General features: G+C 72.8%; 17 protein-coding genes and 2 pseudogenes. 11 read left to right on the top strand and 8 right to left on the bottom strand.

Annotated features, from left to right (window positions below):
* A complete protein-coding gene (locus H8R17_RS34010) occupies window positions 1–1,089 on the bottom strand; it encodes a substrate-binding domain-containing protein (RefSeq protein ID WP_187827070.1) in 1,089 nt (362 codons plus the stop codon).
* A 260-nt stretch (window positions 1,090–1,349) separates the two neighbouring features.
* Between H8R17_RS34010 and H8R17_RS34005 the strand changes: the two genes are divergently transcribed.
* The 9 genes from H8R17_RS34005 to H8R17_RS33965 all read left to right on the top strand — a co-directional run bounded on the left by H8R17_RS34005 (window position 1,350) and on the right by H8R17_RS33965 (window position 13,041).
* A complete protein-coding gene (locus H8R17_RS34005; protein WP_187827069.1) occupies window positions 1,350–3,881 on the top strand; it encodes a SpoIIE family protein phosphatase in 2,532 nt (843 codons plus the stop codon).
* Window positions 3,878–4,966 (top strand): sugar ABC transporter substrate-binding protein, encoded by a 1,089-nt coding sequence (locus H8R17_RS34000; RefSeq protein WP_187827068.1) that lies wholly within the window; start codon window positions 3,878–3,880, stop codon window positions 4,964–4,966. Before H8R17_RS34005 ends, H8R17_RS34000 begins: the two co-directional genes overlap by 4 nt.
* Window positions 4,967–5,149: 183 nt before the next feature.
* Window positions 5,150–5,875: a hypothetical protein gene (locus H8R17_RS33995; RefSeq protein ID WP_316959606.1), complete on the top strand. Its 726-nt coding sequence runs from the start codon at window positions 5,150–5,152 to the stop codon at window positions 5,873–5,875.
* Window positions 5,872–6,426, top strand: a complete 555-nt coding sequence (locus H8R17_RS33990; RefSeq protein WP_187827067.1) for a histidine phosphatase family protein — start codon at window positions 5,872–5,874, stop codon at window positions 6,424–6,426. Before H8R17_RS33995 ends, H8R17_RS33990 begins: the two co-directional genes overlap by 4 nt.
* Window positions 6,427–6,467: 41 nt before the next feature.
* Window positions 6,468–7,094 carry a YigZ family protein gene (locus tag H8R17_RS33985; RefSeq protein WP_187827066.1) on the top strand — a complete coding sequence of 209 codons (627 nt, stop codon included), beginning with the start codon at window positions 6,468–6,470 and terminating at the stop codon, window positions 7,092–7,094.
* 107 nt (window positions 7,095–7,201) lie between these two features.
* The gene (locus tag H8R17_RS33980) at window positions 7,202–8,374 is read left to right on the top strand and encodes an exonuclease SbcCD subunit D (protein ID WP_187827065.1); all 1,173 of its coding nucleotides are present in this window, start codon (window positions 7,202–7,204) and stop codon (window positions 8,372–8,374) included.
* 67 nt (window positions 8,375–8,441) lie between these two features.
* Entirely contained in the window at window positions 8,442–11,438 is a 2,997-nt protein-coding gene (locus H8R17_RS33975) for an AAA family ATPase (RefSeq protein ID WP_187827064.1), read from the top strand.
* 148 nt (window positions 11,439–11,586) lie between these two features.
* Window positions 11,587–12,093, top strand: a complete 507-nt coding sequence (locus H8R17_RS33970) for an immunity 21 family protein (RefSeq protein ID WP_187827063.1) — start codon at window positions 11,587–11,589, stop codon at window positions 12,091–12,093.
* An 81-nt stretch (window positions 12,094–12,174) separates the two neighbouring features.
* A complete protein-coding gene (locus tag H8R17_RS33965; protein WP_187827062.1) occupies window positions 12,175–13,041 on the top strand; it encodes an SDR family oxidoreductase in 867 nt (288 codons plus the stop codon).
* A 13-nt stretch (window positions 13,042–13,054) separates the two neighbouring features.
* Here H8R17_RS33965 and H8R17_RS33960 read toward each other — a convergent pair whose 3' ends face one another.
* The 4 genes from H8R17_RS33960 to H8R17_RS33945 all read right to left on the bottom strand — a co-directional run bounded on the left by H8R17_RS33960 (window position 13,055) and on the right by H8R17_RS33945 (window position 18,853).
* On the bottom strand, window positions 13,055–14,746 hold the full coding sequence (locus H8R17_RS33960) for a DUF885 domain-containing protein (RefSeq protein WP_187827061.1): 1,692 nt from the start codon (window positions 14,744–14,746) through the stop codon (window positions 13,055–13,057).
* 212 nt (window positions 14,747–14,958) lie between these two features.
* A complete protein-coding gene (locus H8R17_RS33955; protein WP_187827083.1) occupies window positions 14,959–16,200 on the bottom strand; it encodes a GNAT family N-acetyltransferase in 1,242 nt (413 codons plus the stop codon).
* Between the two features lie 100 nt (window positions 16,201–16,300).
* Window positions 16,301–17,875, bottom strand: coding sequence for an alkaline phosphatase (locus tag H8R17_RS33950; RefSeq protein WP_187827060.1), 1,575 nt, complete (start codon window positions 17,873–17,875; stop codon window positions 16,301–16,303).
* Window positions 17,876–18,022: 147 nt separating this feature from the next.
* Entirely contained in the window at window positions 18,023–18,853 is an 831-nt protein-coding gene (locus tag H8R17_RS33945) for an alpha/beta fold hydrolase (protein ID WP_187827059.1), read from the bottom strand.
* A 194-nt stretch (window positions 18,854–19,047) separates the two neighbouring features.
* On the opposite strand from H8R17_RS33945, the gene H8R17_RS33940 reads away from it, so the two are divergent.
* Window positions 19,048–19,935 (top strand): RNA polymerase sigma-70 factor, encoded by an 888-nt coding sequence (locus H8R17_RS33940; protein WP_187827058.1) that lies wholly within the window; start codon window positions 19,048–19,050, stop codon window positions 19,933–19,935.
* Between the two features lie 171 nt (window positions 19,936–20,106).
* Window positions 20,107–20,868 carry a GntR family transcriptional regulator gene (locus tag H8R17_RS33935; protein WP_187827057.1) on the top strand — a complete coding sequence of 254 codons (762 nt, stop codon included), beginning with the start codon at window positions 20,107–20,109 and terminating at the stop codon, window positions 20,866–20,868.
* Window positions 20,869–21,287: 419 nt separating this feature from the next.
* Here the strand turns inward: H8R17_RS33935 and H8R17_RS33930 are convergent.
* From H8R17_RS33930 to H8R17_RS33920, 3 genes and pseudogenes are all read right to left on the bottom strand, one after another.
* Window positions 21,288–22,387, bottom strand: a pseudogene (locus H8R17_RS33930) (ROK family transcriptional regulator).
* 52 nt (window positions 22,388–22,439) lie between these two features.
* A pseudogene (locus H8R17_RS33925) lies at window positions 22,440–23,101 on the bottom strand (response regulator).
* A 14-nt stretch (window positions 23,102–23,115) separates the two neighbouring features.
* On the bottom strand, window positions 23,116–24,264 hold the full coding sequence (locus H8R17_RS33920) for a sensor histidine kinase (RefSeq protein ID WP_187827056.1): 1,149 nt from the start codon (window positions 24,262–24,264) through the stop codon (window positions 23,116–23,118).
* Between the last annotated feature and the right edge of the window lie 108 nt (window positions 24,265–24,372).

Below are 24,372 nucleotides of genomic sequence, written 5' to 3'. Positions count from 1 at the left end.
TCAGGTGAGTCCGGCCCTGGTGCAGGCGGCGTCGAGTTCCGGGGGGCAGATCTGCTCGATCGTGTACACGCCGTCCTTCACCAAGGTGTCCTTGATGTCGTCGACGGTCACGGACACCGGGGTGAGAAGGACGGCCGGAACGCTGGTCCCACTGACGGTGCGCACCTTGTCCGTGGCGATCCGGTCGAGGCTTTCACCGCGGGCCGCGGCCACGGCCATGGCGGCGCCGGCGGAAGCCTCGGGTCCGAAGGGCTTGTAGACGGTCATGTACTGATCGCCGACGACGATGCGCCGCAAGGCTCCGAGTTCGGCGTCCTGCCCGGTGACAGGAGGCAGCGGGTTGACCTTGTTGGCCTTGAGGGCGGAGATGCTGCCGGCGGCGAGGCCGTCGTTGGCGGCGTAGACCCCGTCGATGTTGCCGGCGCCGAGGGCGGAGATGGCGCCGGACATGTTCATGTACGCGACATCCATCCTCCATTGACGTGTGTTGTACGCCTTGTCGATCCTGGCTTTCCCTCCGAGCACGGACAGAGCGCCTTTCTTGAACGACTCCGCGTTGGGGTCGCTGGGATCGCCGTTCATCATGACGATCCGGCTGCCGGCCGCCCTGTCGCTCATGGCCTCGAGCAGTGCCCTGCCCTGGAGCCTGCCGACCTCCTCGCCGTCGAAGGACACATAACCCGCGATCGGACCGTGGGCGAGGCGGTCGTAGGCGATGACGGGGATACCTGCCTCATCGGCCTTCCTGACCGCGGGGCGCAGCGCCTTGGCGTCTACGGCCACGAGCAGGATGGCGTCGACCTCCTCGGCGATCATCGAGTTCAGCTGTGCCTGCTGGATGGCCACCTCGGCCTTGGCGTTGGCGTGCTCGACCGTGCAGCCGTCGCACAGCTCCTTGATCTTCCTGTCGAGCAGAGGCCTGTCCGCTGTCTCCCAACGAGCCGTGGTCGCGTCCGGCAGCAGCACACCGATCCTCGGCTTGTTCTCCCCGTCGGAGTCGTTCCCGGCGCCCTGCCCGCAGGCCGCGAGAGCGACGGCCGTGGAGGCCGCGGTCACAGCAATGACCGCGCCCCGTATGCAGGCCTTCATGTGAGAGACCTCCGAGGTCCGTGTGCTGCGCCTCGTCGGTGTGCACATGCCTGGGATGCACTGCATTAAAAGCGACAAGACGACTATGTCGTAAGTGTGGCATCGGCCCCGGTGATCTGCGAGTGCGGTGATTGTGCGCTTCGCCGATATTTGTAATGTGCCGATCTGTCTGCTTCATGGGTATATGAGACGCTGGTAGCCGAGTGCCCCGATCTCAGCCTGTAGGCACCTGTGGCCTGGGGCGGGAGGATGTTGCGGTCATGCCTCATGACGGCCGTGCCCGGGTCGGCGTCTCGCGACCGCGGGCTGCGGAGGCCGGGGCTGCGGACAACGGTTCTCCGCCTCCGGCGCGGGAGAGCGACCCGAGCGACAGGGCCCTGATGTTCGCCGGAGCGGCGCTGGCAGCTGCCTATGTGCCCAGTGCCGGGAAGGAAGAGCTTCGGCTGGTGGAGACGGCCGGATACGCCGTTTCCCAGTACGGCCTGCCGAAGCAACTGCCCCTGTCCGGCGGCTCACCCGCCGCACAGGCCTTCCGCACCGACCGGCCCCTGTGGCTGAACGCCGCAGCACTCGCCTCCTGCGAGGACGGGCCGACGCCGCCGCGCGCGGAGACGTCGCTCGGTGCGCTGCCCCTCGCAACCGAGGGCAGGCGGCTGGGCTGCCTTGTCGTCGTGGGGCCTTCCGCGGACGGCTTCGAGGCCGGGCAACGGCGCTTCCTGGAGCGGTACGCCGACGCGGTCGCGTATCTGCTGGCGTCCGTGACCGACCGGCCGGAACCGCCACCGCTGCTGGGTCCCGCCCTGCGCGGTCTGCGCGTCGGCTCGTTCGTCCTGGTGCCGGACACGGGCCTGATCGAGGCGGACGAGACGCTGCTCCAGCTGGTCGGCATCACGCCGGACGACTTCGACGGCAAGGCGGACACCCTGCTCGCGAACGCCCTCCCGGAGGATATGCATGCGCTGATGTCGGTCCTGGAGCCGTCCACCCCGGCATCCGCCCAGCGGGAGCTGGAGTTCCGGGTCCGCCGCCCCACGGGGGAAGTGCGCTGGCTGAGCCTGAGCTGCCGGGTGCCGGCGAGTACCGACGACCGGCCGGAGCAGGTGCTGGGCGTGGTGACGGCGACCACGGTCCAACGCCGGAGCGCCGACGACGTCTCCCGGATCCAGTGGCTGACCGCCGCACTCGACGATGCCGCAACGGTCCAGGACGTCGGCCGCGTGGTGGTCACCGCGCTGCGCGAGCCGCTGGCCGCCGACCGGGTGGCGCTCGCCGAGTTGCGGGAGGACCGGCTCATGGTCACCGTGCTCGACCCGCCGCAGCCCGCCGCCTGGCCCGAGACATGGCGTTCCGAGTGGCGTTCGGAGTGGCCCGAGGCTCCGGTCAGGGCCCTGCCCACCCTTCAACTGGCGCTGCGGGACGGGCGTATGGATCTGTGGCCGGCCGGCGCCGCCCTCGAACCGGGGCTCGCGGGCATCGGAGCCGGAGGTCTGGCCGTCCTCCCGCTCCCCGCCAAGGGCGGGGTCGTCGGCGTGTGCCTGGTCGGCTGGGAGCAGCCGCACGAGTTCGTCCCCGAGGAACGGACCGTGCTGACCGCGACCGCCGCGCTGATCGGGCAGGCCCTCCAGCGTGCGCACGCGCACGACGCCGAGCAGGAGCTCGCGACGATGCTGCAGCGCAGTCTGCTGCCCCGGCGCCTGCCCGAACTGCTCGGGGGGACGGCCGTCGCCCGCTATCTGCCCGCAAGGCGCGGACTGCAGGTGGGTGGCGACTGGTACGACGTCATCGTCATCTCCGAGGACCGGGTGGCGCTGGTCATCGGTGACGTGCAGGGGCACAGTGCCGCAGCCGCGACGATCATGGGCCAGATGCGTACCGCGGTCCGGGCGTACGCGGTGGAGGGCCACCCGCCCGACGTGGTCGTCTCCCACGCCAACCGGCTCCTCGTCGGCATGGAGACCGATCTGTTCGCCACCTGCTGCTATGTCGAACTGGACATGGAGGAGGGCAACACAATGTTCGTCCGGGCCGGGCATCTCTCCCCGCTGGTACGCCATCCCGACGGCACCACCGAGGAGGTACAGGTCGAGGGAGGGCTCCCGCTGGGCGTGCTCGCCGAGACGGAGTTCCCCATGACCGCGGTCACGCTAGCCCCCGGCACGGTGCTCGCGCTGGTCACCGACGGCCTGGTCGAGGCCGCCGACCTGCCCCTGGACGAGGGGATGGACCGGACGCGCATCGCGCTCGCCGCGGCCGACCCGGCGGACCCCGGGCGGATGGCCGACGAACTGCTCGGCGACGCCGGCCGTCGCGAGGACGACGTGGCCCTGTTGCTGCTGCGCTACGACGGCATGAAGACCCGGCCGATCCGGGTCGGCTGGGTGGTGTGGCGGCTGCCCGACGCCGTCATGCACGCCCGCCGCTTCACCGCGCGCACACTGCGTCGGTGGCAGGTCGAGGACGCAGCCGACGCGGTGCTGCTGGTCGTGTCCGAACTGGTCACCAACGCCGTGGTGCACACCCAGGGCGCGGTCCGCCTCGACCTGATACTCCACGGGGACCGGGTGCGCGTCTGTGTGCGCGACGCCTCGCCGCGTGCGCCCGCCAAGCCGGTGATCGTGGACTGGGAGTCGACCGGCGGCCGAGGCCTGCTGCTGGTCGAGGCGATGTCGGAGTCCTTCGGCTCGGTCCCGGTGGCCGGCGGCAAACAGGTGTGGAGCGAGATCCTGGTGCCGCGGCGCGAGCGGGCTCCCGCGGACCCGGGTCCGCGAACGGAACGAGGGGGTCTGCCATGAGGACCCGGACCCGTGGGTGGCACGTCGTCGCGGCACTCGTCGCAGGACTCATGACGCTGTCCCTGGCGGCCTGTGCGGAGGACGAGGAGGCGGGCACGGACGGCTTCGCCGTCGGCCTGCTGCTCCCGAGCCGAGCGCTGCCCCGCTGGGAGCATTCCGACAAGCCGCTGATCGAGAAGCGGCTGAAGGAGCTGTGTTCCCGCTGCACCATGGAGTACGCCAACGCCGAGAACGACGCGCCGAGACAGCGGCAACAGATGATCTCCATGATCACCGAGGGGGTCAGGGTCCTGATCCTCGACGCCGTGGACAACAAGGCGCTCCGCTCCTCGGTCCAGGAAGCGCGCAAGGCGGGTATTCCCGTCGTCGCCTACGACCGGCTCGCCCAGGGACCGATCTCGGGCTATGTCAGTTTCGACGGTGAGCAGGTCGGCAAGATCCAGGGCGAGGCGCTCCTGAAGGCCATGGGCGAGAAGGCGGCCGGCGGGCAGATCGTCATGATGAACGGAGATCCGGCCAGCCCCAACGCGGCGTGGTACCGGAGAGGCACGCTGTCCGTCATCGAAGGCAAAGTGAAGATCGGCAGGTCGTACGACACCCGCGGTTGGAGCACGGACAACGCCCACGCCAACATGTCCGCCGCCATCGCCGCCCTGGGGCCGGACCGGATCGACGGTGTCCTGGCGGCCAACGACGCCATGGCCGCGGGCGTCATCTCGGCTCTCAAGAGCGCCGGTGTCAGCGACCTTCCCCCCGTCACAGGTCAGGACGCCGACCTTGAGGCTGTGCGGCGCATCGTCAAGGGCGAGCAGCACATGACGGTGTACAAACCGTTCAGGACGCAAGCCGCCGCAGCCGCCGCCATGGCCGTGGCCCTGGGGCGCGGCGAGGATGCCCGCGAGGTGGCCACGGCGACGATCGACAGCCCCACCACCAAAGGCATCCCGTCCGTGCTGCTCACTCCGAGTGCGGTGACGGTCGGCAACATCAAACAGACACTCGTCAAGGACGGCGTGTACACCATCGAGCAGATCTGCACCCGCAAGCTCCGGTCCGCCTGCTCCCAAGCAGGACTCTCCCCGTGAGGGAGCCGGCGGCCTGCCGTAGCTCTCGCCCCCGACGACGCCCGGGAACGGCGAAGATTCCCAGGTGACCGCGGGCACACCGGGCGGCTGAGCCCCCGCGCCCGCCCGGCTCGAACCCGCCACTTCGGCCGGAAAACGTGACACATACCTGCGCGCGGCCGTCCGCGCGCCTACGCTCACCTCGTGTTGCGCATCATCGACGCCCGAAACGGCGAGCCCGTCGCCGCCGCCCCGGCCCGCCGGGGCCTGACCCGCGTTGAGGCGCACGCGCCGGACTTCGACACCACGAACCTGCGCGTGCTGCTCGTCGCCGACCTCCTGGTCCGCGCCCTGGAACTCGCCGGCACCCCGGTGTGGGCGCTGCTCGTCGGCGAGCGCGAACAGGCGGAGCTGCGGGCGGGCGCCGCGGCCCTCGGCATCCGCCCCCTGGAGGACAGCCGGGACGCCGGCACCGGACTGGGCGAGGCCCAGGTCCTCCACGTCGTCGGCCCGGGCGGCCCGGAACCCGACGGCGTCCGGATCGCCGTCGCGCCCGTCCACCCGGAGGCGCCGGACCACCCCGGGGACGCCGACCCCTCCACCCTGCGCCTGGCCCTCCTCGCCACGCGCCGGGACCGACCCGTCCACCTGGACGCCGCCGCCCTGGACGACGCCCACGCCACCCTCCTGCGCTGGCGCAGCGCGGTCGCCGCCTGGGCACACCAGCCCTCGCGGCCGGTCCCCGACGAGGTGCGCGCACAGCTGCGCGCCGCCTGGGAGGACGACCTCGACGTACCCGGCGTGCTCCGCGTCCTGCGCCAGGTGGAGGCCGACACGGACTTGCCGGACGGCGCACGCTTCGAGACCTACGCGTACGCCGACCGGCTCCTCGGCCTCGAACTCACCCGCGACCTGGGAGCCCCACCGTGATCGCGCGCGCGGGCGGCGGCCCGCTGCGCCGCCTGGTCGTCCTGCGGCACGCCAAGTCCGCCTGGCCCGACGGCGTCGCCGACCACCAGCGCCCGCTCGCTCCGCGCGGCCTGCGGGACGCCCCCGCGGCGGGACACGCCCTCGCCGAGGCCGACTGCCTGCCGGACCTCGCCCTGTGCTCCACCGCCGTACGCGCGCGTCAGACCTGGGACCTGGCCTGCGCCCAGTGGGGCACCCCGCCGCCGGTACGGCACGACGCGCGCCTGTACGCCGCCGACGTACCCGACCTGCTGGAGGTCGTGCACGAGGTGCCGCCCGAGGTCGACACACTGCTGCTCGTCGGGCACAACCCCGGCCTGGAGGACCTCGTCCTGCACCTGGCCGGGGACGGCCTCGACGACACCCTGGACCGGGTCCGCACCAAGTTCCCCACCTCGGCGATCGCCGTCCTGTCCTGGCGCGGCACCACGTGGCGGACCCTGACCCCCGACACCGCCCTGCTCACGGCGGTCACCGTGCCACGGGGCAAGAAGAGCAAGAAGCAGCGATAGGCGGAGATCAGGGCGGCGGCCGGTCCGCATAGGCTGGCCGGATGCCGGACGAATACCGCACGGTCGCGCGCGTGGGTGTGCACGAGACCGAGGTCAACCGCTCCCGCTTCCTGTGCGCCCTCGCCCCGGCCGCCACGGAGCAGGCGGCCCAGGACTTCATCGCCGCCGTGCGCAAGGAGCACGCGGACGCCTCCCACAACTGCTGGGCGTACGTCATCGGCGCTGACGCCGCCGCCCAGAAGGCCAGCGACGACGGCGAGCCCGGCGGTACCGCCGGCGCCCCCATGCTCCAGATGCTGCTGCGCCGCGACATGCGGTACGTCGTCGCCGTCGTCACCCGCTACTTCGGTGGGGTCAAACTCGGCGCTGGCGGACTCATCCGCGCCTACGGCGGCGCCGTCGGCGAGGCCCTCGACAGCCTCGGCACGATCACCCGGCGGCGCTTCCGGCTGGCCACGGTGACCGTCGGCCACCAGCGGGCCGGCAAGCTCCAGAACGACCTGCGCGCCACCGGCCGCGAGGTCCGCGACGTGCACTACGGCGAGGCCGTCACCATCGAGATCGCGCTGCCGGACGCCGACGTCGACGTCTTCCGCGCCTGGCTGGCGGACGCCACCGCGGGGGCGGCCGGGTTCGAGCTGGGCGGCGAGGCGTACGGGGACGCGTGACGAGCCGGGCAAGATGTGCATAACGGACGTGCGGGCTCGGGGACATGACGGGTCGATACGGGAGTAACCGCCCGCGGTGTCAGACCCGGCCGTTAGTCTCGGGGATCATGAGGCTGCTGCACACTTCCGACTGGCATCTCGGCCGGGCGTTCCACCGGGTGAACATGCTCGGCGCCCAGGCCGAGTTCATCGGCCACCTCGTCCGATGCGTGCGCGAGCACGGCGTGGACGCGGTGGTCGTGTCGGGAGACGTGTACGACCGGGCGGTGCCGCCGCTCGCCGCGGTCGAGCTGTTCGACGACGCCCTGCACCGGCTCGCCGACCTCGGCGTGCCGACGGTGATGATCTCCGGGAACCACGACTCGGCCCGCCGCCTCGGTGTCGGCGCCGGGCTCATCGGGCGGGCCGGCATCCATCTGCGCACCGAGCCCTCTGCGTGCGGCACGCCGGTGGTGCTCGCGGACACCCACGGGGACGTGGTGTTCTACGGGCTGCCGTATCTCGAACCCGCCCTGGTGAAGGACGAGTTCGGCGTCGAGAAGGCGGGGCACGAGGCCGTGCTCGCCGCCGCCATGGAGCGCGTCCGGGCCGACCTCGCCGCACGCGCGCGGGGACAGCGGAAAACGCGGTCCGTGGTCCTCGCGCACGCCTTCGTCACCGGCGGCGCGCCCAGCGACAGCGAGCGGGACATCACGGTCGGCGGAGTGGCCGCGGTGCCCGCCGGGGTCTTCGACGGCGTCGACTACGTGGCACTGGGGCATCTGCACGGCTGCCAGACCATCACCGAGCGCGTCCGCTACTCCGGTTCCCCGCTGCCGTACTCCTTCTCGGAGGCCGGCCACCGCAAGAGCATGTGGCTGATCGACCTGGGCGCCGACGGATCGGTCACCGCCGAGCGCCTCGACTGCCCGGTGCCGCGCAGGCTCGCCCGGCTCCGGGGCACGCTGGAGGAACTGCTCGCCGATCCCGGGCTCGCCCGGCACGAGGAGGCGTGGGTCGAGGCGACCCTCACCGACCCGGTGCGCCCGGCCGACCCGATGGCCCGGCTCACCGAGCGGTTCCCGCACACGCTCAGCCTCGTCTTCGACCCCGAGCGGGCCACGGACAACGCCGAAGAGTCCTACGCCAGCCGTCTCGCGGGCCGCAGCGACCAGGAGATCGCGGAGGACTTCGTCGCCCATGTGCGCGGGGCGGGCCCCGACGAGCGCGAAAGGCTGGTGCTGCGGGACGCGTTCGACGCGGTGCGCACGGACGAGGCGGTGCGGGAGGTGGCGAGGTGAGGTCGCCAGGTCGCGCGGTACGGCTGCTCGTGTCGGAAACGATACCGGAGACGGGGGAGGCCGCCCGGTGAGACTGCATCGCCTCGACATCACCGCCTTCGGACCCTTCGGAGGATCACAGACGGTCGACTTCGACGAGCTGTCGGCGGCCGGGCTGTTCCTGCTGCACGGCCCGACCGGCGCGGGCAAGACCTCCGTCCTGGACGCCGTGTGCTACGCGCTGTACGGCTCGGTGCCGGGGGCCCGGCAGGGCGGCCAGGGGATGAGCCTGCGCAGCGACCACGCCGCGCCGGGGACCCGCACCGGCGTCACCCTCGAACTCACCGTCGCCGGGCGCCGGTTGGAGATCACCAGGCAGCCGCCCTGGGAACGCCCGAAGAAGCGCGGCACGGGCACGACGCTGGACAAGGCCCAGAGCTGGCTGCGCGAGTACGACCCGGCGGCCGGCGCCTGGCAGGACCTCAGCTGCTCGCACCAGGAGATCGGCGAGGAGATCACCCAGCTGCTCGGCATGAGCCGGGAGCAGTTCTGCCAGGTCGTGCTGTTGCCGCAGGGCGACTTCGCGCGCTTCCTGCGCGCCGACGCCGAGGCGCGCGGCAGGCTGCTCGGCCGCCTGTTCGACACCCACCGCTTCGCCGAGGTCGAGAAGCGCCTCGCCGATCGGCGACGCACCACCGAGGCCCGGGTGCGCGAGGGGGACTCCGAGCTGCTGGCCGACGCGCACCGCATGCAGCAGGCCGCCGGGGACGCCATGGAGCTGCCCGACCTGGCACCGGGCGAGCCCGGACTGGCCGACGCCGTGCTCGGCGCCGCCGCCGTCGCCCGCAGCACCGCCCGCGAACAGCTGTCGGTCGCCGGGTCGCGCCTGGCCGTCACAGAGTTCGCGCAGGCCGCGGCCGGCCGTGTCCTGGACGCCGCACGTGAACTGAACCGGTTGCAGGAGCGGTTCACGCAGGCCCAGGAGCGGGTGAGGCTGCTTCAGTCGCGGGCCGACGCGCACCGGGAGGCGCAGGCGCGCATGGAGCGGGCCCGCAAGGCGGAGGCGGTGGCGCCCGCTCTGGAGCTGCGGGACGCCGCCGATGCCGAGCACCGCGAGACCGCCGCCGCGGAGGCACGCGCGCGTGCCCTGCTGCCGGAGCGGTTCGCGGACGCGGACGCGACCGGGCTCGCGTCCGCCGCGCGCCGGGCCGCCGAAGAGCTGGGCGGCCTGGAGTCGGCCCGCCGGGCCGAGCAGCGCCTGGCCGAACTCGTCGCGGAGCGCACCGGTCTGGACCGGCAGGAGCGCGCCGACGAGGACGTCCTGCGGGACGCGGAGGCCTGGCTCGCCGGATGGGAGGAGACCCGCGCCGTCCTCCAGACCCTGGTCTACTCCGCGCAGGAGGCCGCCACGAAGGCCGAGCAACTCGACGTACAGCGCGAGCCCGCACAGCAGCGCCTCGGCGCCGCCCGGATGCGCGACCAACTGGCCGGGGACACCGAACAGGCCGCAGACACCGTCCGTGCCGCGCGCGAGCGGGCGCTCCAGGCCAAGCAGCGCTGGCTCGACCTCAAGGAACAGCGCCTCAACGGCATCGCCGCCGAACTGGCCGCGAACCTCAGCGACGGCGAGCCCTGCGCGGTGTGCGGCGCCACCGAACACCCCGCCCCCGCGCGCAAGACGGCCGGGCACGTCGACCGTGAGGCGGAGGAACAGGCGCTCGCCGACTACCAGCGCGCGGAGGAGCGGCAGACCGAGGACGAGCAGCGGCTCAGTGTCGTGCAGCGCGCCCTGGCCGCCGCCGAGGCCGAGGCGGGCGACGCGCCGACCGATCAACTAGCGTCGGGTGTCCAGGAGTTGGAGCGGCAGTACGCACAGGCGCGCGAGGCCTCCGCCGACCTGCACCGCGCGGGAGAGGAACTGCGCCGTGCAGAGCAGGAGCGCGAGCGGCGCATCACCGCACGGCAGCAGGCCGCGGTGCGATCCGCCGCCCGGATGTCTCGGCGAGAGGCGCTCGACCAGGAGCGGACCGCCCTGGAGAACCAGCTGGCCCAGGCCCGGGGCTCTCTGGACAGCGTCGCTGCCCGGGCCGCCCAACTGGAGCGGCAGGCCGCCCTGCTCACGGACGCCGCCGACGCCGCGCGCGCCGCCGAGGACAGCGCCCAGCGGCTCAAGGACGCCGACGCCCGGCTCGCCGACGCCGCGTTCCGCGCCGGCTTCGACACCCCGCAGGCCGCGGCGGCCGCCCTCCTGGACGACGCCGCCCATCGCGAACTCCAACGGCGCCTTGACGCCTGGCAGTCGGAGGAGGCCGCCGTACGCGCGGTGCTCGCCGAGACCGACACCGCGGCCGCCGCGCAGCAGCCGCTCGCCGATGTCACCCTGGCGGAGCAGCAGGCCGCCGCGGCGGACCGGCGGCTGCGCGAGGCCGCCTCCGCGCGCGACGCCGCGGACCGGCGCTGCGCCGAACTCGACCGGCTCTCCGCGCGCGCGAGCGCCGCCGTCCGCGGGCTGGCCCCGCTGCGCGAGGAGTACGACCGTGTGGCCCGCCTCGCCGGTCTCGCGGCGGGCACCTCCGCGGACAACGAACGCCGGATGCGCCTGGAGTCGTACGTGCTGGCGGCCCGCCTGGAACAGGTCGCCGCCGCCGCGACCGTACGGCTGCGGCGCATGTCGTCCGGCCGCTACACCCTCGTCCACTCCGACGACCGCACCGGGCGCGGCCGCAGCGGGCTCGGGCTGCACGTCGTCGACGCCTGGACCGGACGCGAGCGCGACACCGCGACCCTGTCCGGCGGCGAGACCTTCTTCGCCTCGCTCGCCCTGGCCCTGGGCCTCGCGGACGTGGTCACCGGCGAGGCGGGCGGGGTGCGCCTGGACACCCTCTTCATCGACGAGGGCTTCGGCAGCCTCGACGACCAGACCCTCGACGAGGTCCTCGACGTGCTCGACTCCCTGCGCGAGTGCGACCGCAGCGTCGGCATCGTCAGCCACGTGGCCGACCTGCGGCGGCGGATCCACGCCCAGCTGGAGGTGGTCAAGGGCCGCTCGGGGTCGGTGTTGCGGCAGCGCGGCGTCGCCGGCTGAGGTCAGCGCCCGAGCGGGCGCCGGGGCAGCGGGGAGGAGTACACGACGCTCGTCGTCACCGCTCCGCCGACTCCCTGACCGCACCCGTCGACGCCGACAACTGCGGCTGCTGAACGGCCCGCCGACGGGCCCGTGTAGGTTCTGGCGCATGATGCACGACGCGGTGGAGTGGGTGGAGTCGGGCGGCGGCCCGCTGATTGCGGTACCCGAGACGGTGCTGCCGTTCTGGGTGGGCGCCGACGGCGACGAAACCGCCTCGGACTACGACCGGGCCTGCGAGGTGGACGGCCGCCTCGGCCTCCTGCCCGTCGGCGACGCCACGGCCCTGGTGCTGGGCGACGAACCCGCCGCGACCGCCTTCCTACCCGACCGGGGCACCTTCGTACGGTGGTCGGCCGCCGAGACCGAGGCCGAACTCCTGGCGAGTGTCCCGGCCGCGCTGACGGTGGCGGAGTGGGAGCCCGAGGTGTGCTGGGACGTGCCCGGCCCGGTGCTGCTGTTCGACGCCGCCTGGCCCGGCACCGGCGCCCCCGACACCGACCACGTGCGCGTCGCCCTCTCACCCGGCCGGTATGCCGTACGCGCCGCCCAGGTGCAGCCCGGCCCCGAGACCTGGCTGGGCCTGGTGGAACTGCGGCGGCTCGCGCACCGGTAGTTCCCAACGCGCGTACAGGTTTGCTCCGGCCACCTGAAATTCGTGTGCGGGGCGGCGGTCCGGCCACCCATCATGGCGATCATGCCCAAACTCCCGCACCCCACCCCCGAAGACCTCCGCCGCGACCCCCTTCCGCTGCGCGGCCGGACCGCCCTGGTCACCGGAGCCAGCCGGCGCGGCGGCATCGGCCACGCCGTGGCCCGGCGGCTCGCCGCGTACGGCGCGAGCGTCTATCTGCACCATCACGTACTGCACGACGAGGACATGCCCTGGGGCGGCGACCGGATCGAGGACGTGGTCGACTCGGTGCGCGGCGCGCTCGGCGACCCCGACGCCCGGCTCGTCGCCGGTCCCGGCGACCTCACCGACCCGGCCGCGCCCGCCGACCTGGTCGACAGGGCCGCCGAGGCGCTCGGCGGACGCCTCGACATCCTCGTCGCGAACCACGCCCAGAGCGGCTACGACGGCTCCCTCGACGAGATCGACGCGGAGATGCTCGACCGGCACTGGGCCGTCGACGCCCGCTCGGTCGTCCTGCTCGTCCAGGCGTACGCCCGGCTGCGGGCCGCGCTGCCGCCGCGCACCCCGGGCGGGCGCGTGGTGATGATGACCTCCGGACAGGACCTCAGCGGCGGCATGCCCGACGAGATCGCCTACGCCCTCCAGAAAGGGGCCCTGGCCTCCATCACCCGCTCCCTGTCGAGCGTCCTCGCCGACCACGCGGTCACCGTGAACACGGTCAACCCCGGTCCCGTCGACACGGACTACATGAGCGGCGAGATCTACGACGCCGTCGCCGCGCAGTTCCCCGCCGGCCGGTGGGGCATGCCGGACGACCCGGCCCGCCTCATCGCGTGGCTCGTCACGGACGAGGCGGAATGGGTCACCGGTCAGGTCATCAACTCCGAGGGTGGATGGCGGCGCTGGCCGACGTTCGACTTCGACTGAGGCGTCAGGGGCGTCAGAGCTGCGACAGCTCGTCCACCAGGTCGTCCAGGCCCAGCGAGCCCTGCGACAGGGCCGCCATGTGCCAGGCCTTGGGGTCGAAGCCGTCGCCGTGCCGCCCCCGCGCGTTCTCGCGGCCCAGCAACCAGGCCCGCTCGCCCAGCTTGTAGCCGATGGCCTGGCCCGGCATGGACAGGTAGCGGGTCAGCTCGCTCTCCACGAAGTCCGCGGGCCGGCTGCTGTGGCTGCCGAAGAACTCCTGCGCCAGCGCGGGCGTCCAGCGCTCCCCGGGATGGAAGGGGGAGTCGTCCGGGATCGGCAGCTCCAGGTGCATGCCGATGTCGATGATGACACGCACCGCCCGCATCATCTGCGCGTCCAGGTAGCCGAGCCGGCGCTCCGCGTCCGTCAGGAAGCCCAGCTCGTCCATCAGCCGCTCCGCGTACAGCGCCCAGCCCTCGGCGTTGGCGCTGACCATGCCGACGCTCGCCTGGTAGCGGGAGAGGTTCTCGGCCACATGCTTCCACTGGGCCAGCTGGAGGTGGTGGCCGGGCACGCCCTCGTGGTACCAGGTCGACACCAGGTCGTAGACCGGGAAGCGCGTCTTGCCCATGGTGGGCAGCCAGGTGCAGCCCGGGCGCGAGAAGTCGTCCGACGGGGGTGTGTAGTACGGCGCCGCGGCGCCGCCCGGAGGGGCGATGCGCGACTCCACCCGGCGCACCCGCTCGGCCAGGTCGAAGTGGGTGCCGTCGAGCTTGTCGATCGCCTCGTCCATCAGGGACTGCAGCCAGCGCTGCACCTCGTCGACGCCCTCGATGTGCGTGCCGTGCTCGTCGAGGTGCGCCAGCGCCACCCACGGGGTGGCCGCGCCCGGCAGGACCTTCTCGGCCTCGGTCCTCATCTCGCCGAGGAGGCGGTGGTACTCGGACCAGCCGTACGCGTACGCCTCGTCCAGGTCGAGGTCCGTGCCGTTGAAGTAGCGGACCCAGCGGCCGTACCGCTCGCGGCCCACCACGTCCGGCGCGCCCTCGGCGGCCGGCGCGTACACGTCCCGCATCCAGTCGCGCAGCCGTACGACGGCCGCGGTGGCCGAGCGGGCCGCCTCATCCAGCTCGGACCGCAGCGCCTCGGGGCCGGCGCCCGCGTAGGCCTCGAACCAGCCGCGTCCCTTGCCGTCCGTGTCGGCCCACTCGCCGAGCTGCTCCACGAACGTGGCGGTGGCGCGCGGCCCGCCGTACAGCTTGCGCTCCAGGCCGAGCGCCAGGGACTCCCGGTACCCCTCCAGGGCGGCCGGGACCACGCGCAGCCGCTCGGCGATGGCCGCCCAGTCCTCCTCCGTCTGGGCCGGTGTCACGGTGAACACCTGGCGCACCGAATGGGCGACGGAGCTCAGGTTGCTGACGGAACGCAGTCCCTCGTCGGCCTCGTACACGGCGAGTCCGGCGGTGAGCCGCTCGCGCAGCAGGCGCGCGCACCGGCGCTCGATGTCACTGTCCGCGCCGGGCAGTCGCTCCGCCTCCTCCAGCCGCGCCAGCGTCCTGCGGTCCAGCTCCGCGAACGCCTCCTGGCCCGCGGGCGAGGTGTCGGGCAGCCGGCTCGAACTCTCCTGCACGCCGAGGAACGTGCCGGTGATCGGGTCGAGGGCAATGAGCTCGTCGACGTACGCGTCGGCGACCTCGCGGGGCAGCGGGCTCTTGATCTCAGACATGCCGACCATCCTCGTACGGCGAACCGCCGCGCGTCACGTCGATTCGCCCGCAGGCCCGGGCGGCAGCAGCGGTCCGCAGTCCGACGGTGGCCCGGATGCGCCGAGAGACCTGGACAGAGCACTTGGGGCGAGGCGACGTACCTGAAGGGTCGATGGCCCTATCGATATGCGGCTCCGCCGCGTGGGCGCGACAAGGCACCCGCACTCGCCACTCAGTCCCCAACCCGCACGGCGCGTAGGCCCTCCGACTCCCCCAACTCCGCATCCAGACGAGCCGTAATAACCAGCGTCCCCTCCTCGATCTGATAATCGAGCGGAACCCCCAGCCCACGCATCGCGGCAACCATCCCGGTGTTCGCGGACTGTGTCACGGCATACACACTCCCGCACCCCGCCTCGACAGCCATCCGCACCAGCCGCCGCAGCAGCTCACCCCCGATGCCCCGCCGCTGCCACGCATCCTCCACGATCAACGCAACCTCGGTCTCGTCCCCGTCCCACAACAGGTGCCCGAGCCCGACAACCCGCCCCGAGGCAGCCCGCACCGCCAACGTGCGCCCGAACCGCGGACTCAGCAAATGGTTCAGATACCGGTCCGCATCACTCACCGGCCCGTGATACCGCATCTTCAGCGTCCGCTCCGAGCACCGCCCGTGCATCTCAAGCGCGGCATCGAGGTCCCGCGTGTCGGCCCGGCGCACGGTGATGTCACTGCCCTCCGGCAGCGTCAGCACATCCTGACTGCGCGGCACCCGCGGACCCAGCCGGCTGTCCAGTTCCACCAGCGCCCGCGCCCGGGCGAACTCGGTCGGGGTGAACGACAGATACGGCCGCTCCACGATGATCACTCCGCCCTCCGGGGCGCGCAGCCGCATCACGGTGTCCTCCAGCACGCCCTCGGGAACACGGTCACCGCCGGACGCCGTGGCCGGCAGCGACCGAATCGTGCACCGTCCCAGCAACTGCCGCAGCGCGAGTGGCAGTTCCGCGGCGTCCACGGCGGTACGGGCAGCCAGCCCGAGGATCCTGATCGGCGCGTCCACCAGATCGTGCGCGTCGGCCCGCTCGATCCACGTGTCGGTGCCGCCGGCCAGCGACACCGCCCGGGTGATCTCGGACGTGGCGACCTCACCGGGCGCACGCAGCAGGAACTCGTCCACGGTGCCCTCGGCCAGCGGATGCGTCTGCAGGCTCAGGATGTCGACCCGCCGCTCGGCCAGCGCGGTGCACAACGCGGCCAGCGAGCCCGGCTCGTCCTTCACGGTCGTCCGCATCCGCCACAGCGCGAGTTCCCGCGGCACCGTCTCCCGTGCCGCGGACCCGGTATCGAGCGGCGGTGGCGCATGACCGTGGCGGCGTGCTCGCCGGCCGCGCAGCAGTTCCCCGATCCGCTGCCAGGGCTGCACAGGGCGGTCGTTCTTCGTACGCGTCACGTCAGGCAGTTCTCGAGTCATGCAACCACTGTGAAGGAACGGTATTGCGTGATCACGAACGCTCTGTGACTGATCGGTAAAGTGACGCAATGCACCTTTTGAGGTTCTGCTCGTCGGTGTGTTACTGACCGACCAGGCCAGGCCGCAGCACCTGCGTGTACAGCACCGTGCCGCCCTGCTCGCGCAGCCGAACCGTCATGTCTCCGCTGTCGCCGTCGATGTCGACCTCGCCGAAGAACTGGTAACCCTCGGCGGGCGAGACGTTCGCCACGGTCGGCGCCTTCACGAACACCCGCTCCGGACCGAACGTGTTGTCCAGCTCGTTCGCCGGGAACGCGCCCGCGTTGAGCGGTCCGGACACGAACTCCCAGAACGGCTCGAAGTCCGTGAAGGCCGCCCGCGACGGCTGGTAGTGCTGGGCCGAGGTGTAGTGCACGTCGGCGGTCAGCCACACCGTGCCGGTGATCCGCCGGTGCTTGACGAACCGCAGCAGCTCGGCGATCTGCAGTTCCCGCCCCAGCGGAGCACCCGGGTCGCCCTGCGCGACGGCCTCGATGTCCGGCTTGCCGTCACCGGTGTCCGGCACCACCAGGCCCAGCGGCATGTCCGAGGCGATCACCTTCCACACCGCCCGGGAGCGGGCCAGCTCGCGCTTGAGCCACGCCAGCTGCTCACGGCCGAGGATGCCCTGCGCGTCCGTGGTCTGCTTGCCGGGCGAGTTGGCGTTGCGGTAGGTGCGCATGTCCAGCACGAACACGTCCAGCAGCGGCCCGTGGTGAACCGCCCGGTACACCCGGCCGTCGGGGCGGCGCAGCGTCGAGATCGGGAAGTACTCCGAGAACGCCTGCCGGGCGCGCGCGGCCAGCACGTCGACGTTCTTCTCGGTGTAGCGGGTGTCGGACAGGATCTCGCCCGGGTACCAGTTGTTGGTCACCTCATGGTCGTCCCACTGGATGATGGACGGCACATGGGCGTTGAACCGGCGGAGGTTGGCGTCGAGCAGGTTGTAGCGGAAGTTGCCGCGGAACTCTGCCAGGGTCTCCGCGACCTTGGACTTCTCCTCGGTGGTGATGTTCCGCCAGGTGCGGCCGTCGGGCAGGGTGACGGAGTCGGTGAGCGGGCCGTCGGCGTAGACGTTGTCGCCGCTGCAGAGGAAGAAGTCCGGATCCAGCTTGCCCATCGCGTCGTAGATGCGGTAGCCGCCGATGTCGGGGTTGATGCCCCAGCCCTGCCCGGCCAGGTCGCCCGACCACACGAAGCGCACCCCGGAACGCCGCCGGGCCGAGGCCGTACGGAACGTGCCCGTGACCGGCTCGCTCGTCCGGCGTGGGTCGTCCGGGTCGGCGAGCAGCACCCGGTAGTGGATCTGCTCGCCCGACGGCAGGCCGCGCAGCGGCGTGGTGCCGGTGAAGTCCGTGCCCGCGCCCAGCAGCGGACCGTGCCATCTGCGCGGATTGCCGAACGACTCCGTGGCGGACGTCTCGACGATCATCCGCGCCGGCCGGTCGGAGCGCACCCACACCAGCCCGGAGTCGCACGTCACATCGCCCGTCTGCACACCCCACCGGGCGGCCGGGCGCCCGGAGCGGGCGAACGCCGGCGCCGAGCCGAGGGCCGTGGGCAGGGTCAGGACCGCCGACGCGGCGAGCGAGCCGCGCAGAACGCTGCGGCGCCCGGGATACGGGCGGTGTGACATGGGTGCGCCTCCAGGGACGGGATCCGGCCAGTGTGCAGTGCCACACCTACTGGCACGGCGCGGCGCGCACGGAAACCACAAGTGAACAACTGACCGCGGGGACAGGGGAACCGGGGGTCCTCAAGGCCCTGGCCGGCTCCCGGCTCCCTAGCGGCTGCCGTCCAGGACGACGCGGGCGACCAGCGCCGGATCGTCGTTCATCGGGACGTGGCCGCAGCCGGGCAGCCGCACCAGACGGGCGCGCGGGATCATGTACTTGGCGCGGATCCCCTGCCGGGGCACCAGCAGCCGGTCCTTGCTGCCCCACGCGACGGTGACCGGGATGCCGGGTACGTCGTCGGTGAACAGGACGCTTCTGCCGGAGCGAAGGGTCTCCTCGAAGCCCTGGGCGCGGGCCAGCGCGAGGGTCTCGGCGACCACGGCCTCGGGGGAGCGGCGGCCCGGGCGGGCGTAGATGGTGCTCGTCAGGAGGGTCCGGCCGAACGCCGGGCGGGAGAGCCCCTCGACCACCGGCAGCGGCATCCGCCGGGCGATCCCGCGCATCGCGCGCAGCACACCGAAGGCGTAGTACCGCTCGGCCTGCGACCAGAATCCGGCCGGTGACAGCGCGGTGACGGAGCGGACGAGTTTCTCCCGGCCCAGGGCCAGGGCCAGCAGGCCGCCCAGCGAGTTGCCCGCCACGTGCGGCCGGTCCAGCTCCAGCGCCGAGCACAGCTCACCGAGCACGACGTTCATCGTCGCCAGGTCGTGCTCCAGCCCGTCCGGGAGCCCCGGGGACGCGCCGCAGCCGGGCAGGTCCACGGCGATCACGTCCCGCTCGGCGGCCAGCACGGGTATCACCGGGTCCCACACCTGACGGTGGTGGCCGATGCCGTGCAGCAGCAGAAGCGGTTCTCCGGTGCCCCCGCGCCGATAGGACACGGTCACGGTCTGCGCGCCGCGCGGGGTGGCGAGCTTGAAGGAGACGGTGGCGGACATGCGGGGTGCTCCTCGGGGGACTCGCTGACGGGCGTGGCGCGTAGACAGCTTGTCAGTAATTGCTACCGATGGGTAGCCCCTGAATACCCATGCCCCCGTGGGGTGTACGCCCCACAGCGCGCCCGGCGCACCGCGGTTTTCCGGAGCCACGGCTTCCGATGGACACGGCCGCACCCGTCGGTTGGGATGGAGGCGTGACCACCGACATCGCGACCGACGTCTTCGAAGAGCACCGTCCCGTCCTGCTGGGCGTCGCCTACCGCATGCTCGGACGGGTGGCCGACGCCGAGGACGTGGTGCAGGAGGCCTGGCTGCGCTGGTCCGGTGCCGACCGGACCGAGGTGCGCGAGCCGCGCGCCTATCTGGTGCGCGTCACCACTCGCCTGGCCATCGACCGGCTGCGCCAGATCAAGGCGCGCGGCGAGGCGTACATCGGCCCGTGGCTGCCCGAGCCGTACGTCACCGACTTCGCCGACACCGCCCCGGACGCGGCCGAGCGGGCCGTGTTCGCCGACTCCGTCTCGCTCGCCGTCCTCGTCGTGCTGGAGTCGCTGTCGCCGCTGGAGCGGGCGGTGTTCGTCCTCCGGGAGGCCTTCGGCTACCCGTACGCCGACATCGCCGCCATGCTGGAGCGCGGCGAGGCGGCGGTGCGTCAGCTTGCCGGGCGGGCCCGCAAGCACGTCGAGGAGCGGCGGCCGCGCTACGAGGTCGACCCGGTCCAGCGCCGCGACGTCACCGAGCGGTTCCTCGCCGCCGCGGCCGGCGGCGACCTCGAAGGGCTCATGGCGCTGCTCGCCCCGGACGTCCGCCTCGTCGGCGACAGCGGCGGCAAGGCGAAGGCACCGGTGCGGGTCCTGGAGACCGCCGACAAGGTGGGCCGCTTCCTCGCCGGCGCCGCCCGCAAGGGCGGCATCCCCGGCCTCACCATCCGCCTGCTGGAACTCAACGGCGGTCCCGCGGTGCTGTTCCTGTCCGGCGACAAGCCCGACTCCGTCTTCCAACTGGATATTGCAGACGGGCGCGTTCAGACGGTCTACATCATCCGCAACCCCGACAAACTGCGGTCTCTGGCAGGCCTCTAGAGCACCCCCGCGTACGCCCGGTGCGCTACCGTGCAAAACTCCCGTGAACGTTCCCGGCCATTGGTCTTGACCAAGGGTTGGGGCCGTCCTATGGTCGCAGAGAAGTGAAACAAACTTTAATAAACAAGGGCGCTAAAACGCCGCCGGACCACGGCAATTGCGGAGGACAGGGTGGGGACCACGCAGCTGGAATCGGTGCCGGAACCGAAGTACTGGCACCTCAAGACTGTGCTCACCGAGGCGTTGGACTCGGAGTTCTCCGTGGGCGAGATCCTGCCCAACGAACGCGACCTCGCCGCCCGCTTCGGCGTCGCCCGCGCCACGCTCCGGCAGGCCCTGGAACAGCTCGAACTGGAAGGCAGACTCCAGCGCCGCCGCGGCGTCGGTACCACCGTCGCACCGCCGCGCATGGGCGTGGCCCTCGGCACCGATCAGTCTGCCTGGCCCGGCGCGCCAGGTGACACGTGGAACCCGGTGGACTGCACGCCGGAGGTGCCCCGGGCGGCCGTCGCCACGGCCCTGGAGACGGGCCCGGACGAGACCGTGCACACCGTGCGCCGCTCCCGCACCGTCCACGGCCAGCCCGTCGCCGCCGAACTGCTCTACATCCCGCGCGTGTCGGTGCCCGACCTGTCCGGCATCGACGCTCCGTCCGCAGCGGCACGCGCGCGTGCGGTGCTGCGCGAGCTTCAGCACCTGGAGCTGGAGCGGAAGGAGAGCGCCGTGGAGCTGGGGTCGGCCCGCGCGGACGACGCCAAGGAACTGGACCGGCTCCCGGGGGCGCCCGTGCTCGTCGTCACCACCCGCTTCTACGCCCGCCGCCGCCCCGCCGCCCTCTCGGTCGCCACGTACCGGGCGGACACCTGCCGCCTGACCTTCGTCGACTCCGGCGGCGTGCAGATCCATCACGATCCGCATCGCCGGGCGTCCTGACAGCCGGGCCCTGACGATCGCCGCGCCCCGGGGCTGGTCTCCGGGGCGCGGCCGTATCTCGCGGGCCGCGCGAGCTGGACGACGCGGGCCGCTCACTGATGGCGGGAACCGAGATCCGCATCACGGCGAGCGATGTCATGACCGACGAGAGCCCGGACGGCTCCCTCGCCCCGGACCGCATCCGCGGCAGGCTGTGATCCGCGAACCCGGAGAGCTTCGGCGAGAAGGAGTTGAAGGAGCACTTCCCGCACCTGCCCCTCCACCGCTCGTGCGACTGACGCGACCACCTCAGACGGTCAGGCCGGGGGCTCCGCGATCGCCGGACCCCGGACGGTTCTGGTGGACCGCGCGCCCGCCGCTCGTCGCCGGGACGGTGCCCCTCCAGAGCCGACATCGCGTATCGCATCAGGGCCGGGCCGTCAGCGGCGGGCCGTCACCGTGCTCTCCACCGCGAACAGTTCCTCCTCCACGTGGTCCAGCGCGAGCCGCAGCGCGCCCATCGCGACGGCGGCCTCGCCGAGGAGGGACAGGGCAGCCCTCGGCGGGCGCAGGCAGTAGCGCGCCAGTTCGCGGCGCAGCGGCCCCAGGACGCCGTCCGGCCGGCCGCCCAGCCGCCGATGACGACGAGTTCCGGGTCGAGGGCAAGGACGAGGGCCGCCACGTCGTGGACGAGCCGTTGGATGAACCGGTCCACGGCGGCGCGGGCCCGCTGGTCGTCCTCGCGGGCCTGGGCGAAGACCGCGGCGACCGCCTGCTCGTCGAGCGGGTGCAGCGGCTCGCTCGTCGTGGACAGCAGCGTCTCGGGGTTGGCCTCGCGGCCCAGCAGGTGCAGCGCGCCGATCTCGCCGGCCCCGCCGTACCCCCGATGCAGCCGGCCGCCGATCAGCGACCCGGCGCCCCTGCTCAGCCCGGCCAGCGCGAACACCACGTCGTCGGAGTCCGTGGCGGCGCCCTTCAAGTGCTCGGCGACCGCCGCGGCGTTGGCGTCGTTCTCCACCAGCACCGGGCACTTGAAGGACCGGCCCAGGCGCTCGCCCAGCCGCAGTCCCGTCCACTCGGGCAGCGCCGCGCACAGCCGGACCGTGCCGTCCGCCTCGACGATGCCGGGCGAGGCGACGCCCACGGCCCCCAGCGAGTCGCGCGCGACCCCCGCCCGGCGCAGCAGCTCGGCCACCGCGGTGCGCAGCCGCTCGAGGCGCTCGTCGGCGGGGGCCGCCTCGTTGACCTCCTTGGCGACGGACCCGAGGATTGTGCCGTCCAGGTCGGCGAGGAGCGCGGCCACCCGGTGGGAGCCGATGCCCAGGCCCAGCAGATGCCCGGCCTCCGCCCGGAACCGGAACCTGCGCGCGGGCCGCCCCTGTCGTCGTACGACACTTTCGTCGGCGGGTTTCTCGACGACGAGACCGGCCTCGATGAGCCCCTCGACGACGCCTTCGACGCTCGGCCGGGACAGACCCGTCACCCGGGTGATCTCGGTCAGCGTCGCGGCGTCCGTGGCACGCAGCGCGTGCAGCACCACCGCTCGCGTCGGCCGGTCACCCGGGCGAGGGTCGGCCGCTCGCCAGCGCTGGTCACCCCGGCGACACGAACCCCGACTCGTACGCCGTGATCACCGCCTGCGTGCGGTCCCTCGCCCCCAGCTTCGCCAGTACGGCGCTCACGTGCGACTTCACCGTCTCCGTACCCACGACCAGCCGGGCGGCGATCTCCGCGTTCGACAGCCCGCGCGCCATCAGCCGCAGCACCCCGGCCTCCCGCTCGGTCAGCCGGGCCCGCTCCAGCACACGGGCCGCGCGGTTGCCGCCGTCGTCGCCGTACTCGGCGGCCAGCTGCCGCACCGACGCCGGGAACAGCAGCGACTCGCCCTCGGCGACCAGCCGTACCGCGTGCACGATCTCGGCAGGCCGGGCCCGCTTCAGCAGGAAAACCCGTCGGCACCCGCGCGCAGCGCCTCGTACACGTACTCGTCCTTCTCGAAGGTGGTCACCACGAGGATCTTCGGCGGCTCGTCGACGGTCCGCAGCACCGCGCGCGTGGCCTCGATGCCGTCCAGGAGCGGCATCCGTACGTCCATGGCGACGACGTCGGGCCGCAGCTGCCGCACGAGCGGGATCACCGCCGCCCCGTCGGCCGCCTCCCCGACGACCTCGATGTCCCGCTGCGCCTCCAGCACGGCCCGCAGACCCGCGCGTACCAGGGGTTCGTCGTCGACGAGGAGAACGGTGACCGGCATCCGGCCAGCGTAGATCAGCGCAGCGGCAGTTGGACGTGCACCTGCCAGTCACCGTCGTCGGGACCGGTGCGGGCGCGCCCGCCGAGCAGGGCCGCACGCTCGCGTATGCCGGGCAGCCCGCTGCCCCGGCCGGGTCCGGACAGGCCGGCGGGGAGCGGATTGCGGACCTCCAGTACGAGCGTGGCGTCCGTGACGCCGATGCGGACCCGCACCGGGACGGGGCCCGCGTGCCGCAGCACGTTCGTGAGGGCTTCCTGGAGTATTCGGTAGCCCTCGCGGGAGACCGGGCCGGGCACCCGGTCCAGCGGGCCGGTCAGCTCGGCGTCGGCCTTCGCACCGGAGACGCGCGCCGACTCCAGCAACTTGTCGGAGTCGACGAGCGTGGGGCGGCCGCGCACCGGCCGCTCCGCCTCGCGCAGCACGCCGAGCACCCGCTCCAGGTCCTCCAGGGCCGCCCGGCCGGTCTCCTCGATGGCGTCCAGGGCCCGGCCGGTGAACGCCGGGTCGCCCGCCGTCCGTGCGGCGCCCGCCTGCACGACGGCCACGGTGAGCGCGTGCCCGATCGAGTCGTGCAGTTCGCGCGCGATGCGGTTGCGCTCCAGAAGCTGGTCGGTGCGTTCCTCCAGGGCGGCGAGCCGTTCGGCGGGGGAGGGGCCGAGGAGCCGGCGGGCGAGCACCGTGACCAGCTCCCCGAGGCCGACCACGACGCCGTACAGCGCGACCAGAGGGAGGGGTGCCAGGACGGCGAACGCCCCGTGGGCGTCCTGCAACCAGGGGATGTCGCCGCCGCTGCGCCCCCAGGCGGTCGAGGCCAGCTCGATGGACAGGACCGGCAGCCAGACGCAGCTGTACGCGGTCAATGCGCCAAGGGCCATGCGCACTTCCAGCCACAGCACCGTCCGCAGCCAGTCGCGCCAGGTCGCCGAGGGCCTCACTGAGATCCCCGAGTCCGGCTGGCCCGGCGTCAGCAGCAGCCGCGCCTGCACGCCCTCGCCCCGCCGCACGGTGGGAACCAGCCCGAGGGGCATCAGCGCGGCGGCCGGCATCCACCACCACGCCATGTTGACCCACATCCACGTGCCGACGACCAGCGTCGGCACCCACAGGTGCAGCAGGCGCGTGTACGTCGTCCCCCGGAGCAACGGGCGCAGAAAGCGGGCCATTTCGCCATCGTGCCAGCCGCCACTGACATTGATGCTGATACTCAGGTTCCGGTGATCGTGGCCCAGCCACTGACTGACGCCCTGCTGGGTTGTCTTCCCGCTGTTCTG

The sequence above is a fragment of the Streptomyces sp. TRM68367 genome (assembly GCF_014495685.1).
GTDB lineage: Bacteria > Actinomycetota > Actinomycetes > Streptomycetales > Streptomycetaceae > Streptomyces.
The sequence above is the reverse complement of the archived record's forward strand: the minus strand, read 5'-3'. Positions and strand labels throughout refer to the sequence as shown.

Bases quoted from the DNA above. Each gene is read 5' to 3' on its own strand.
- H8R17_RS34010 (WP_187827070.1), bottom strand. From the start codon at position 1,089: ATGAAGGCCTGCATACGGGGCGCGGTCATTGCTGTGACCGCGGCCTCC.
- H8R17_RS34005 (WP_187827069.1), top strand. From the start codon at position 1,350: ATGCCTCATGACGGCCGTGCCCGGGTCGGCGTCTCGCGACCGCGGGCT.
- H8R17_RS34000 (WP_187827068.1), top strand. From the start codon at position 3,878: ATGAGGACCCGGACCCGTGGGTGGCACGTCGTCGCGGCACTCGTCGCA.
- H8R17_RS33985 (WP_187827066.1), top strand. From the start codon at position 6,468: ATGCCGGACGAATACCGCACGGTCGCGCGCGTGGGTGTGCACGAGACC.
- H8R17_RS33980 (WP_187827065.1), top strand. From the start codon at position 7,202: ATGAGGCTGCTGCACACTTCCGACTGGCATCTCGGCCGGGCGTTCCAC.
- H8R17_RS33970 (WP_187827063.1), top strand. From the start codon at position 11,587: ATGATGCACGACGCGGTGGAGTGGGTGGAGTCGGGCGGCGGCCCGCTG.
- H8R17_RS33965 (WP_187827062.1), top strand. From the start codon at position 12,175: ATGCCCAAACTCCCGCACCCCACCCCCGAAGACCTCCGCCGCGACCCC.
- H8R17_RS33960 (WP_187827061.1), bottom strand. From the start codon at position 14,746: ATGTCTGAGATCAAGAGCCCGCTGCCCCGCGAGGTCGCCGACGCGTAC.
- H8R17_RS33955 (WP_187827083.1), bottom strand. From the start codon at position 16,200: ATGACTCGAGAACTGCCTGACGTGACGCGTACGAAGAACGACCGCCCT.
- H8R17_RS33950 (WP_187827060.1), bottom strand. From the start codon at position 17,875: ATGTCACACCGCCCGTATCCCGGGCGCCGCAGCGTTCTGCGCGGCTCG.
- H8R17_RS33945 (WP_187827059.1), bottom strand. From the start codon at position 18,853: ATGTCCGCCACCGTCTCCTTCAAGCTCGCCACCCCGCGCGGCGCGCAG.
- H8R17_RS33920 (WP_187827056.1), bottom strand. From the start codon at position 24,264: ATGGCCCGCTTTCTGCGCCCGTTGCTCCGGGGGACGACGTACACGCGC.